8 protein-coding genes and 1 tRNA gene are annotated in these 14,135 nt (G+C 51.6%); 7 read left to right on the top strand and 2 right to left on the bottom strand.

From position 1 onward, the window contains the following. The first annotated feature begins 263 nt into the window (after positions 1–263). Together CYPRO_RS11050 and CYPRO_RS11045 are read left to right on the top strand one after the other, a co-directional pair. Positions 264–3,335, top strand: a complete 3,072-nt coding sequence (locus CYPRO_RS11050) for a phospholipase D-like domain-containing protein (protein WP_114984664.1) — start codon at positions 264–266, stop codon at positions 3,333–3,335. Positions 3,336–3,455: 120 nt separating this feature from the next. Beyond that, positions 3,456–3,740: a CPXCG motif-containing cysteine-rich protein gene (locus CYPRO_RS11045; RefSeq protein ID WP_333472969.1), complete on the top strand. Its 285-nt coding sequence runs from the start codon at positions 3,456–3,458 to the stop codon at positions 3,738–3,740. A 1,530-nt stretch (positions 3,741–5,270) separates the two neighbouring features. Here the strand turns inward: CYPRO_RS11045 and CYPRO_RS11040 are convergent. Further along, positions 5,271–5,344: transfer RNA gene (locus CYPRO_RS11040), tRNA-Val, on the bottom strand. Positions 5,345–5,458: 114 nt separating this feature from the next. After that, positions 5,459–6,697 carry a DUF4236 domain-containing protein gene (locus tag CYPRO_RS11035; protein WP_114984663.1) on the bottom strand — a complete coding sequence of 413 codons (1,239 nt, stop codon included), beginning with the start codon at positions 6,695–6,697 and terminating at the stop codon, positions 5,459–5,461. A 371-nt stretch (positions 6,698–7,068) separates the two neighbouring features. Here CYPRO_RS11035 and CYPRO_RS11030 point away from each other — a divergent pair, with 371 nt between their 5' ends. The 5 genes from CYPRO_RS11030 (at position 7,069) to CYPRO_RS11010 (ending at position 14,107) form a co-directional block, all read left to right on the top strand. Beyond that, the gene (locus tag CYPRO_RS11030; protein ID WP_114984662.1) at positions 7,069–8,310 is read left to right on the top strand and encodes a hypothetical protein; all 1,242 of its coding nucleotides are present in this window, start codon (positions 7,069–7,071) and stop codon (positions 8,308–8,310) included. Between the two features lie 125 nt (positions 8,311–8,435). Continuing rightward, a complete protein-coding gene (locus CYPRO_RS11025; protein WP_205730332.1) occupies positions 8,436–8,699 on the top strand; it encodes a DUF4212 domain-containing protein in 264 nt (87 codons plus the stop codon). A gap of 25 nt (positions 8,700–8,724) precedes the next feature. Beyond that, on the top strand, positions 8,725–10,419 hold the full coding sequence (locus CYPRO_RS11020; protein WP_114984661.1) for a sodium:solute symporter family protein: 1,695 nt from the start codon (positions 8,725–8,727) through the stop codon (positions 10,417–10,419). Between the two features lie 233 nt (positions 10,420–10,652). After that, entirely contained in the window at positions 10,653–12,569 is a 1,917-nt protein-coding gene (gene acs, locus CYPRO_RS11015) for an acetate--CoA ligase (RefSeq protein ID WP_114984660.1), read from the top strand. A gap of 200 nt (positions 12,570–12,769) precedes the next feature. After that, positions 12,770–14,107, top strand: a complete 1,338-nt coding sequence (locus CYPRO_RS11010) for a DUF294 nucleotidyltransferase-like domain-containing protein (RefSeq protein ID WP_114984659.1) — start codon at positions 12,770–12,772, stop codon at positions 14,105–14,107. Positions 14,108–14,135: the final 28 nt, after the last annotated feature.

The raw sequence follows: 14,135 nt of genomic DNA, 5'->3' as shown, positions 1-14,135 counted from the left end.
GCAATCCGGCGGTTGCTGACTTCTGCCTCTCATGCAGAAGCTCAGCGCTTTTACACCGCCCTGTTTGAAGGTTCAAAGCCTTTTTTCGCTTTTTTAGACTGTAGATCTGCTTCCCGCATTGTACTAAGCACGGCCTCCCTGCCCGGTTCAAAAGGGTTTACGCATATATGAACCCAAACCATTGATTTTCCACCCGATAGGTAAGTTGGGCATGGTAGCTGTCATCCCAAATTGTATCAAATCACACAAATAAAGCTGTAAATATGTTGAAGTTTTGGCTACGCACATTCGTGCTGATCAGTATGATGGCGCTTCCCGCCCTCGTACAGGCTCAGCTCTTTGAGGATATCGAACAGGGAGAAAAAGCCGGCTATGCCCCGGCGCCTGTTGAACTCGAAACAGGCGTTTGGTTTTTTAGTGACGCCCTTATTGGAACCGCTGCCAACGACCGGAAAAACGGCGCGCAGTCTGCCAGAATCCGGGCGGGGTTTATTGAGATGAATTTTGACTACCCCAATGGGATGAGTGAAGTTTCCTTCTTTGCAGCCAATTCCGGCTTCGCCAACGACACCGGGGGCATTGTGCAGGTCAGCGTTTCTACCGACGGCGGTTCCAACTGGCAGCCCATCGGGGATCCCATTACCCTGGGGGACACGCTCGAGCAATACACCATCACCGAAAACATCCCCGGAAACGTCCGGCTTCGTTTTGAGCGCACCGCCGGCAACCGGATCAACGTAGATGACATTCTTATTTCAGATTTCGTACAGGAAATCGAAGAGCCGGTGCTCACCGTAAGAATCAACGACGAGCCCTTCCAAAGCGGTTCAACTTTCGATTTCGGAACGACAACCGGCAGTAGCTCCGCAACCCTTCGTCTCCGCAATGAAGGGCAGACGCCCCTCGAAATTTCCGGTGCGCAGCTTGAAGGCGAAGTTTTTTCTGTGGATGGAAGCCTCGACCTTACGATCGGAACCCTTGAGTCGGTAACCGTAGCCCTGCAATACAACGCCCCCGTAAACGGGCAATACAGCGGAAGCCTCAGCTTCGAAACCAACGATCCGGAACAGTCTTCCTTCCTGATTAACCTTGCCGGAGAAACCCTCGATACCTCCGAGCCGCTGCCCATCGCCGTAGCGAGAAGCCTGCCGCAGGGCACGGAAGTAACCATTGCCGGACGCGTAACCGTGGCAGATCAGTTCGCCGGACCCGTGTACCTGCAGGATGGCACCGGCGGGATCGGCTGGTTCAGCGGACCCATCATGCGGGATGAATATCTCGTCGGGGCCATCATCGGTGATTCCCTGGTCGTAAGCGGGACCTTAGGCAGTTTCAATCAGCTGCTACAGATTGTGGATCATACCTTCTTTGAAGTCTTTAGTGAATTTAATGAAGAAGTTGAGCCGGTTGATATAACCCTTGAACAGCTTAATTCCGGCGCGTTTGAAGGTCAGTTGGTAAGGGTTAGTGATGTAACCTTCACTTCCGGCGGCGTATTTTCCGGCGGTACCAACTACAACATCACGGACGGCGCTCTGGAAAGCGTACTCCGCGTGGATAACTTCACCAACATCCCCGGAGCGGTCATCCCGAACAGCGAAGTCGAAATTACCGGCATTGCGGGTCGCTTCATGTCCACCAATCAGCTTCTGCCGCGCTTCCGCACCGATATTCAAATCACAAGCGGTCCCATCATCACAACCGCGCCTCCCTTTACCACTTCGGCCACAAACAACAGCATTACCCTTGAGTGGGAAACCGAAGAGCCGGGGCACACCGAAGTTCGCTACGGACTCACCTCCTCCCTTGAGCTCGGTACCATCATTGATCCGACGCCAAAAACCTTCCACAGCGTAACCATCGATGGCCTGTGGTATGCCGAGACCTTTGAGTTCGAAATGCGTTCCGCCGCTGGGACGGACACCAGCATTACGAACCGCTACCTCAGCTCAACCGCTTCACCGCCCGGCAGCACCGGTGAAATCATCGCCCTGTTCAATAAAAGTGTGGCGCATGAACTTGCCCTGTTCAACGAAGCCAACCAAAACATCAACTTTGCTGATCGTCTCATCGAGTTCATCGAAGCGGCCGAAATATCTGCCGAGTTCGCCTTTTACAACATCAGCGGGGCGGTAGGCAACGCCATTGCCGACGCCATCATTGACGCCCATCAGCGCGGGGTTCAGGTACGTGTGATTGGATCCAATCATACCGGAAATCCCAATGCGGTTATCAACCGTATGCAAAACAATGGTGTGCCCGCCGTTCAGGCGAACAGTAGCGAGCAAATGCACAACAAGTTTGCGGTCATTGACGCCTTTCACCAGGATTACCACAAAGCCTGGGTCGTAACGAGCTCCTGGAATGCGACCGATGACGGCACCAACAATCAGTTCCAGAACATGCTCAACATTCAGGACGTTGCCCTCGCCCGTGCCTACTGGCGCGAGTTCAATCAGATGTGGGGCGCGGAATCAGGCCCGTTTCGTCCGAATCAGGCCCGCTTCAGCGCGGATAAAGAAGTGGTGAACGCCTCCTCCTTCTGGATCGGGGAAGATCAGACTTATGTGCAGCTCTATTTTAGTCCGCAGGCCGGTACCGAAGCGCAGATCAACCGCACCCTTGCAACCGCACAGGAAAGCATTGATCTGGGTTTGAACCTCATCACCCGCCGCCCTATCTCCAACACCATGCTCGCCCGCTTCAATCAGGGCGTTGACGTACGCGGTGTCATTGGTGAAATCGGCACGCAGGGCAGTGAGTGGGATTATCTCAATAGCTGGGCCGATGTGCATCACCTGCCCGCCGGAGACTTTGGCCTGCTGCACCACAAATACGCTATCGTGGATGGCGAACTTGCCGGGGATAACGCAACGGTAATCACCGGTTCCCACAACTGGTCGGCCAACGCCAACTTTAACAATGATGAGAACACCCTCATCATCCAAAACAGAAGTATCGCCAACGAATTCTTCCAGGAATTCGCCGCGCGCTACTGGCAGGCCGGCGGGGAAAACACATTCAATGTACCCGTCAGCATCAGCGAAGAAGACCTGGAAGTACCCATGGTCGCAACGCTTTCCCAAAACTATCCCAACCCGTTCAACCCGGTCACCAACCTCAGCTTCGAACTGCCCGCACAGGATGAAGTCAGCATCAGCGTGTACGACATCACGGGTCGCCGGGTCGCCGTACTCGTACGCAATGAAACCATGAGCGCCGGTCGTCACACCCTAAGCTTCGACGGCTCACGACTTGCAAGCGGCGTGTACCTGTACCGCATGCAGCTTGGCACCGGACAGCAATTCACGCGCAAAATGACGCTCGTGAAATAAGCTGCGGAACCGCAAATTTTACCGCTATAAAAAAGAAGGGAGGTGAGTTATTCGCCTCCCTTTTTTGTTGCGGGTTGGGTATTTTGCTCAATTAGCAAACCATCAGGAGAGAACAGTGCCATGAACAGCTACAACGACGACCAATACGAAGACGAACCCGATCCTTTCGGTGATTTTGAGTCCCATTCCGACGAATACGAAAATAGTCTGAACGACATGCAGGTACAGCAAGGCCGCTTCTCGTGCAGCTTCTGCGGATCGCCAAACGACACCTTCATCGACCCCAGTCAGGGACCCGATCAGGAATACATTGAAGACTGCCAAACCTGCTGCGCCCCGAATCAGCTCCGCCTAAGCTGGCAGGAAAGCACCAGCAGCTGGGAAATGCACAGCAGCGAATACTAAACCCGCGCAACCCGACCGCGGATGAGCGGGGTTTAAGTTGAATGGCTTTCTCCGTCTTTTTTTGAACAGGATTTTTAGGATTATGGGATATACAGGATTTTGAGAGACAAGCCATCTAACCCAAATTCAATTCCGAACCCGGTTAGCAACGCCCCGTTCGGTCTGATCCGGTCCGGTTCGGTCCTATACTACCCCAAAGCCTGTCCAGGTCATCCCGAACGCTTTTCATTTGGCAAGGAACAAACCCGAAGCCGCCGTTGGCAATCAAACCGAAGTATTCAAAAAAGATTCATGTGAGGGATCTCCTTCGGCGGAAGATGCATTGAGGCAGATGGCTCTCGATGTTTAATCGTGTTGTCTCAACCTCCCAAGCCATATCACCAGATCCTTCGACTCCGCCTCCGCTGCGCTTCGGCTCCGCTCAGGATGACAGGGGCAATTCTCAAAACCCCAGGCGCGGCTTGCCGCGCCGTTTGGCGCGAGGCGTCGCCTGTCATCCTGAGCGGAGCGCAGCGGAGTCGAAGGATCTGGTGGTGCAGGGCACGGTAGCGTTGATCTCTATCGGGGCCCACTAACCGCAGGAGAACTCTCACATGATGCTTCGATGGTCTGCCGAGGCAGGTGGGATTTTTGGGGCTTTGATTACAGCTTTGCCATGTCCCGGGGTTCGAGATGACACGTTTTTTGTTTCTGATTTCGAACCAGCTCCGGTAGGAGCGACAGCTTTGAAGCCTGATAGCACCTGTCTCTCCACCACCCCCGGCGCGGCCTGCCGTGCCGTTTGAGGCAAGGGCGCCTGTCATCCTGAGCGGAGCGTAGCGGAGTCGAAGGATCTCGTAGTGCTGGGCTACGAATCGTTGATGCATATCAGAGCCGAACAGCTGCAGGAGATCTCTCACATGATGCTTTGAGGGACTGCCGGTGCAGGTCGGATAGCTTGGGCTTTGTTTGCGGCATTGCCATGCCCCATTGTTCGAGATGACACGTTTTTTCATTTATTATTTCGAACCAGCTCCGGTAGGAGCGACAGCTTTGTAGCACGAAAGCGCCGCCCACCAGCACCCCAGGCGCGGCATGCCGCGCCGTTTGATGCGAGGCGGCCCCTGTCATCCTGAGCGGAGCGCAGCGGAGTCGAAGGATCTGGTGGTGCAGGGGGCTACGAATCGTTGATGCATATCAGAGCAAAACAGCTGCAGGAGATCTCTCACATGATGCTTCGATGGGGTGCTGGTGCAGGCCGCATTGTTGGGGTTTTGAGTGCTGCGTTGCCATGTCCCGGGGTTCGAGATGAACCGTTTCTTTTCAGGATATCGCACATACCCAAGATTTTATGTCTGTCAGGAGCGACAGTTTGTAGGATGAAAGCTCCGCGCGCAGGCACCCCTCCCAAAAAAAAATGAAAACGCAGTAGCTGCTGTAGATAACTGATGTTAGGCTGAAGCAATTTGTAAGTAGCAACAAACTGTTGGTAACAGCCACAAAAAAAGCCCTGCAAGTTCAATACTTACAAGGCTTTAAAAATGCAGTTTGTGGGCGATAATGGATTCGAACCATCGACCTCCACGATGTCAACGTGGCGCTCTAACCAACTGAGCTAACCGCCCTTAATTTGTAGCTTCAAAATATAAGGTAACAGCCGACCGATATCAAGACTGTTTCGCTGTTTTTTAGGATTACATCAGAAAAGCGGAAGGAGTGGGAGAGAAAGCAGGAAAACTTTATTCGCTGAGCAGGTGATTGATCAGGAAGCTGAGGCTGATGGTGTCTTTTGCTGTGAGATAGACCGGATTTACGCGGTTGTTGAGGCTGAGCGTGATGACATTTTCAATCAGGTCTTCGGTAATACTTGTGATGTGATTCAGACGAATGCTGCGGGTATTTCCGTCGGTGATGTGAATGTGCTTATTGGTCACGTAAATGCTGCCTTCCATATCTGTCTCATAGCCCAGCTGTTTGAAAATTACGCCATCCCGCTGATGGCGGCCGAGCTGCTTTCGCTTCAGCAGGCGACCCTCCGTTTTAAAGTAGCAGCGTTCCCCGCGTGTAAGCATCACGGGACAGCTGATTTCCTGCAGGTTTTCGATCAGTGCGCGGGCAGCGGCATATCGGTTCAGCTCCGTTTTGAGCTGCTGCTGATGTTGAGGAGGAACCCCACAGTCCTGAATGATGCGCCAGATGTGCTGTTCTTCTTCCGTGCTTAGCATGTGATCGCTCAGGCAATCTGCAATCAGCTCATTGATGGCTTCAAGCTTGGTATCAGTTATCGTCTGTTCCGGCAATGCCAGGCTTCTCAGGTAAGATTCAAGATCAAACCGGTTAAAGGAGGTTGTGCCGTCCATAAATAAGGTCACGGCAGCTTCTGCCAGCAGCAGATTTCGCTGACTGCGCTCGGGCTCTATGATCGCGGGCTCAGCCAGTTTCTCTAACAGCTTGTCGGGTTTATCTGCCTCGCCGATTTTTTCCAGACTTTCTTCCGTTTGCTTCAGCACCCGTTTTGCCTGCTGTATACGGCTCTTTTTAGCGACGCTTGAAATAATGAGCAGTAAAATCCCCGCGGCTGCTGTCAGCAGGGAAGGGATCATAATCCCTGTAATAATGATAATCCATCCACCCCAAAATCCGGCGCGTACGAGCGGGTCTGCATATTTTGGGGATGATGAGGTCTGTTGGCTTAGCTGTGCTGTATCAGCTCGGTGCTCATGGTAGGTGAGGCCGGTATCAACAAACTGCTCAACGGTAGGTTTTGCCCCGGCAGCGGAACTGCGGCTTCTGTTTCTTCCTTTTTTACCGATTTTTTCCCGGTAATAAAGTCCGTGTCTGCCGCCTGCCACATAGGCACCGTTCTTATTAAAGCCAATGCGCGCACCTGTCACCCCCGCAGAAAGCCCTATCCCGCCTTTTGAGAAGTTGATGCGAACCGGACCAGATGAAATACTTTTTCTGAGAAAAAAGGGCATTAAAGTTTGAAAGTTAAACTGATTATTCTAATTTAACGCTTGTATTATGGTCGGGCGTAAGTTTTAGATAATCAAGCAGCTGTTTTGGAATCTATGTCACTGCGCTGTATAGCATAGTGGTGTGATATCCTAAAATAGAAAAAAAGGTGTCTTAGTCAACTGTAAACGCTTTTTGGGAGCGTAACAGAACTTAACAGCGTAAACTTCAAAAAAAAGTATTTTTTGCTGATAGCGAAAATTCGCTTGTCTTTTTTTTATAGTTTCCTTATCTACAAAGAAGCATCGACTGTAAAAGTGAATAAGCCCGATGGGCTGATGTTGTAATACTTAAATATCCTTCAAAACAGCAATACCGATAATAATTGAGGCTTATGAATTTTTTGAAACTTAGGAAAGCGATTTTCTGCTGTTTAACAGCGGCTTTTGCTTTTGTAGTGAGTCAGGAAGTCAACGCGCAAAGCTTTTCTGTTTCGGGCTTTGTTAAAACAGATGTTTTTTCTGACGGCAGGGAGCTTGTTGCGGCCCGTGAAAATCAGTTCGCACTTTTTCCGCTTCCCGAGCTGCTTGTTGACGGAAAAGATGTAAATGAGAACCGTCAGCTGAATATGTCAAGCATTCAGACCCGTATTACGGCGGGATTAACAGGCCCTGATGCCTTTGGGGCCCGCACAAGCGGTGTGATCGAAGGTGCTTTTTTTGGGGTAACGGATGCAAATATCAATACCTTCCGGCTTCGTCATGCTTTTGTACGGCTTGATTGGGAGAACACGCAGTTCATAGCCGGTCAGTTCTGGCACCCGCTATTTAATACACAGAGTTTTCCGGAAGTCGTCAACTTCAATACAGGGGTGCCCTTCAAGGCCTTCTCCCGCAATCCGCAGTTGCGGTTAACCCACCGTGTCGGAGACATAAGCCTGATCGCTGCCGCGATGGCACAGCGCGACTTTGCCGGACCCGGCGGTAACAAGCCGCTTCGTAATTCCGGTATTCCCAACCTCTTTGCAGGGATACACGCTACAGCCGCAGGTCATCATTTCGGAACCGGCGTTGATTTCAAACAAGTCATTCTGGAACACAATCAGACGGAAGCCACCAACAGCCTTGCCGCTTCTGCCTTCGCCCGCTTCAATTTCGGTACCGGCTTTTTTAAGCTGTATGGTCTCGTAGGGCAGAATATGACGGATCACCTGATGATTGGCGGTCTCGCCCGTGAGAAAATAGATAACGCCAAGGATAAAGTACTACCGACTTCAATTATATCATTTTGGACAGAGCTAAGTACTGGTTTTCGCGGTGAAAGCGATGGTGTTCGCACTGAATTTGGTGTATTTGCTGGGTATACTCAAAACTTGGGTGTAAGTAGTGATAATTTCATTCCGGTAGATGGGTCGCGTGGCTTTTTTCTGGAGTACAATGATTTAATTGATTTAGGCATTGACTACGTATGGCGGATTTCTCCTAGAGCGCAGGTACATTCCGGCCCCGTGCGCTTTGCCCTTGAACTGGAATATACGGTTGCGGCCTACGGGGCATTCAACAGCGATCTTACCATCAGCGACAGCAAGGCTGTGGGCAATTTCCGCACACAATTTTCGGCCTATCTGTTTTTCTGAAAAAAGAACTTAAATCAGCAGTCGCAAATCATACAGCGGCTGCTGATTTAACAGAGCTCAAAAAGCTCATGCTTGCAACACCTATCGATCTGACTCAACCTAACCAACTCATCTAATTGCGCATTATGGATCATAAAGAATTAGCCAAGGCGTACTGGAAGAAAAACCTCACCTATGTAGGTGTGCTGCTTTTCATCTGGTTTATGGCCTCATACGGAGCGGGTATTCTGTTTGTAGATTACCTGGATAATTTCACCCTGGGTGGTTTTCCGCTGGGGTTCTGGTTCGCCCAGCAGGGCTCTATGTACATCTTCATTATAGTAATTGCTGCTTACATGGTGTTGATGAACAAGCTCGACAAAGAGTATGGCTTCGACGAACAAGACTAACCCCTAAACCCGGAGAAACTACATTATGGATCCCATTTTACTTTGGACGATTATAATCGTCGGAGCAAGTTTTGCACTTTATATCGGTATTGCCATTTGGTCGCGTGCCGGCAGTACAAGTGAGTTTTACGTTGCGGGCGGCTCGGTACCACCGCTTGCAAACGGTATGGCAACGGCAGCTGACTGGATGTCAGCCGCTTCATTTATCTCCATGGCAGGTCTGATCGCCTTCATGGGTCGCGACGGCTCGGTTTATCTGATGGGATGGACGGGCGGTTACGTGCTTCTGGCACTCTTGCTTGCCCCGTATCTGCGTAAGTTCGGTAAGTTTACCGTCCCTGATTTTGTGGGTGACCGCTACTATTCTTCCACAGCCCGCCTTGTTGCCGTAATCTGTGCTGTATTTATTTCCTTTGTATATGTAGCCGGTCAGATGCGCGGGGTAGGTATTGTGTTTTCGCGCTTCCTCAATGTTGAAGTTGAGCTCGGTGTAGTCATCGGGATGATCATCGTATTCTTCTATGCCGTATTCGGCGGGATGAAGGGGATTACATACACGCAGGTTGCGCAGTACTGCGTCCTGATTTTTGCCTATCTCGTTCCGGCTATTTTTATCTCGCTGTTACTCACCGGTAACGTAATCCCGCAGATTGGCTTTGGTTCAACCATGCTGGGTTCTGAGCAATCAATCTTGGAACGCCTTGACGGCCTTAGCACCGAATTCGGGTTCGACGCGTATACGTCGGGAGCGCTGGCCCAAATTGACGTCTTCTTTATAACGCTTGCCCTGATGGTGGGTACAGCGGGTTTGCCGCACGTAATTGTGCGCTTCTTCACGGTACCCAAGGTACGTGATGCCCGTAAATCCGCCCTTTATGCCCTGATTTTCATCGTACTGCTTTATGCTACAGCACCTGCTATTGCAGCATTTGCCCGCGTAAACCTGTTTGAGACGATCAACAATGTGCAGTATGAAGAAGTACCTGACTGGTTTAAAACCTGGGAGAATACGGGTCTGATCGTTTTTGATGACAAAAACGAAGACGGCATTATTCAGTACCGTGCCGATGAAACCATCAATGAGCTGCATATCGACCGTGACATCATCGTACTTGCTAATCCTGAAATTGCCGACCTGCCTGCATGGGTGATTGGTCTGGTCGCCGCCGGAGGTGTGGCCGCTGCGCTCTCCACGGCTGCGGGTCTGCTGCTGGTTATTTCAACCTCGGTGGCCCACGACCTCGTGAAACGGGAGTTAGCGCCAGAAATTAGTGATAAAAAAGAGCTGATGATTGCCCGTATTGCGGCTGGTTTTGCGGTCATAATTGCCGGTTACTTCGGTATAAATCCGCCCGGGTTCGTTGCGCAAACGGTCGCCTTTGCCTTCGGGCTTGCAGCGGCCTCCTTCTTCCCGGCCATTATGCTCGGTATTTTCTACAAACGCATGAACAAGGAAGGGGCGATTGCGGGTATGGTTGCAGGTCTTGTGATTACAACCGCTTACATCGTGTACTTCACCTTCATCCGCACCGATCTGAACAACCTTGAGAACTGGTGGTTCGGCATTTCGCCACAGGGCTTCGGTACTGTAGGTATGCTCGTGAACTTCATCGTGGCCATCGTGGTGTCCAAATTCACCGCACCGCCGCCGATGGAAATTCAGAATCTGGTTGAGAATATCCGTATCCCGCGGGAACTCACAGACGACGAATCCAAGTAGGCTCGGTTTCTTTCTCTGATCAGGCTGAACCGGCTGCGCTGAAGCCGCCGGTTCAGCCCTGATTAGATGAGACATAACCCATTATTTTTTAACAGGGCAAAAGTCCTCAACCGATATCATTATATATCAGGGACGTTCTGCCGCTTAAGCCGCTTCTGCAATTGATTTTTTGCCTGATGTGGCCGCGCAGCTTCCCAATAGCTAACATTAATCAACATTAAATACGAAGTTTTATGTCTACTCCTGCAACTGACGAAACTGTACATGAAAACGGAGAATTTTATTATCCCTCCGATGAAATAAAAGCCAATGCCCACATCAAAGATTATGATGCGGTCTATAAGCGCTCTATTGAAGATCCGGAAGGGTTTTGGGCGGAAGAGGCCGAGCGGCTTGAATGGTACAAAAAATGGGACAAAGTATTTGATGACTCCCAGGCGCCTTTCTACAAATGGTTTGTAGGAGCCAAAACCAATATTATTCAGAATGCAATTGACCGCCATCTCAAAACCTGGCGCCGCAACAAGGTAGCAATGGTCTGGGAAGGCGAGCCCGGTGATGTTAAGGTGCTTTCGTATCATGCCCTGAACCGCGAAGTGAGCAAAACGGCAAACGTGCTCAAAAGTATGGGTGTGCGCAAAGGTGATATTGTCACCATTTACATGCCGCAGATTCCTGAGCTTGCCATTACCATGCTCGCTTGCGTTAAGATTGGCGCTGCGCACAGTGTTGTTTATGGCGGCTTCAGTGTGGAAGCGCTTGCCGACCGTATTGCAAGTGCCAACTCCCGCGTACTTGTTACCGCTGACGGCGGCTGGAGAAGAGGCAAGGTGACCGACCTCAAGTCTATCGCCAATGAGGCCATGGACCGCTCCCCGACCATTGAAGTCTGTATCACGGTGAAGCGCACCGGTCATGAAGTGCGCATGGAAAACGACCGTGACTTCTGGTTCCACGATCTTATGGCGCTGCCCATCGCAAGCACCAAGTGCAAAACGGAAGAGATGGATGCGGAAGATATGCTTTTCATCCTGTTCACCTCCGGAACAACAGGGAAGCCGAAAGGTCTGGTGCATACGCACGGCGGGTATCAGGTGTACACCTCAACCACGCACCGCTATGTGTTTGACGTTAAGGATGAAGACCGCTGGTGGTGTGCCGCTGATCCCGGCTGGATTACCGGTCACAGCTACCTCGTGTACAGCCCGCTGATCAACGGTTCTACCATTATGATGTACGAGGGCGCGCCGAATCATCCCTACCCGAACCGCTGGTGGCACATGATTGAAAAGTATGGCATTACCATTCTGTACACTTCCCCGACCGCGGTACGCGGCCTCATGCGCTTTGGGGATCAGTGGCCGAAGCGTCATGATCTGAGTAGCCTGAGACTTCTGGGCTCTGTAGGCGAGCCGATCAACCCTGAAGCGTGGCGCTGGTATCACAAGCACATCGGGGGTGAAAAGTGTCCGATTATGGATACCTGGTGGCAAACCGAAACCGGTGGCTTCATGATTTGTCCGCTGCCCGTTACCCCGCTCAAGCCCGGCTCTGCAACCAAGCCGTTCTTCGGGGTACAGGTTGGTATCGTAGATGAAAACGGCAAAGAAGTAGGACCAGGCGAAGAAGGCAAGCTTGTAATTAAGCGCCCGACGCCCGGTATGGCCCGGACGATCTTCAACGATCCGGATCGCTATGTCGAAACCTACTGGAAGGAATACGAAGAAAACGGCTGGTACAAAGCCGGCGACTCCGCCCGTATCGATGAAGACGGCTACATCTGGGTCATTGGCCGGATTGATGATGTTATCAAAGTCAGTGGCTACCGTCTCGGTACGGCTGAAGTAGAGAGTGCTTTGGTAAGCTTCCCGGCTGTTGCAGAAGCTGCCGCAATTGCGCTGCCGCACGAGCTGAAAGGGAACTGTATTCACGTATACTGTATCCTCAAAGCCGGCATGACGGGAGATCAGAAGCTCGCCAATGAAATCAAGGCGCACGTGAGCGCTGAGATTGGTCCGATCGCGAAACCCGAAGAAGTTCACTTCCTCGAGTCTCTGCCGAAAACCCGAAGCGGCAAAATTATGCGCCGCGTCCTCAAGGCCCGCGCCATGGGTGTTGATGAAGGTGACCTCTCTACGCTCGAAGAGTAATTACCTGATCTTCATCATTCAGGTTTAAAGGAAAGCCTCCGGAGCATTTGTTTCGGAGGCTTTTTTGTTCAGGCTTCTCAAACCCCGGGGCTTGTCATTTTTGCGGATAAAAACAGTATCTTCGCATAAGCTCAGATCAAAATTCTGCAATAGAATACAAAGCAACCCAACCCATCAGCGCTTCTTCCAATATCACGGATATGTCAGACCCGACGCTAACCTATTTGACGCCTTCCCCCAGTGGCGATGCCCTTGTGCGTCAGCCCTGGATGGAGCACTCAAGCCGGACTCAGACCGGTCTTCAGCGGGCTTTGCAGGCGCTGGAGTGGCGCTCGTCGGCGTGTTCTGAGACGGTAGCTGCGGTTCGAAAAGACGAAGAGCCTGTGCTGCCCCTTAGCGCGGGTATAGACGAGATGCTTGCGGCGCTTGATCAGGCGAAGGGTGCGCATATTGTGCTGCACTGCAGTACGCGCGATCAGTACTGGCGCGCGGGGGTGAGCGATGTACTGGGCATGACCCCCATCCTTACGAATCTCATCGAAAACCGCAGCGATGAGGAAATGCTGGCGAGCTCACGAAACCGGCTTGCGGATGTGCTGAAAGAGGCGCTCAGCTGCGGCACATCAGCCCTGTTGCTTCTCAATCTCGTCAGCGATATGGCTGAAACCCTGCACCATATTGCCATTCATCAGGCGATTCAGGAAATGGGGGACCCGCCGCCCTGTCCGTTTATGTTTATGGTGATGGGCTCGGAGGGTCGTAATGAGCAAACGCTCAAAACCGATCAGGACAACGCCATTGTTTTTAAGGGTGATGAGGAAGCTCATCAGGCCTACTTTATCCGTCTGGGAGATAAGATTAACCGCATGCTTGATGCCTACGGCTTCGACTATTGCCGGGGCGACATCATGGCGCGCAATCCGAAATGGTGCCGAAATCTCACTGCCTGGAAAGCCTACTTTACCAAATGGGTGAGCACGCCCGACCCCATGGCGGTGATGCACACGACCATCTTTTTTGATTTCCGCTATGCCTACGGGGATGCCGGCATTGGCGACGAGCTGAGGACACATCTCAATAACTTGCTGCAAAAGCGCTCAGAACTTTTTTTCTACCATCTGGCGCAGAACACCATCGGCAACGCCATTCCGCTGGGGTTTTTCGGCGGTTTCAAATACCCTTCAGGCGTAGGGCTTGATATGAAGAAAGCGATGCTGCCGGCGGTGAACTACGCCCGTATTTTTGCGCTTAAAAACGGCATTTCCGAAACCAACACCATACGGCGGCTCAGGCTTATTGCCGGTACCGAACACCTGAGCAAAACGGATGCGGGTATTTTGATCCGGCACTACCGTGCGCTCATGAAAGTACGGCTCGAACATCAGATCGCCCGAATTCTCGAACGCAACCGCACTGCCGATAACTTCATCATTCCGGAAGACTATCCGGCGGAAACACAGGCTTTTCTGAAAGAAGCCTTCAAAAAGATGAGAGACCTGCAAAAACGTCTCGGTACCCTGTACCGCTCCGGATACTGAGTGCCGCTTGTACTGACTTTCAATCCTT

Source organism: Cyclonatronum proteinivorum, assembly GCF_003353065.1.
GTDB lineage: Bacteria > Bacteroidota > Rhodothermia > Balneolales > Cyclonatronaceae > Cyclonatronum > Cyclonatronum proteinivorum.
This window is presented reverse-complemented; position numbering and strand designations above follow the sequence as displayed.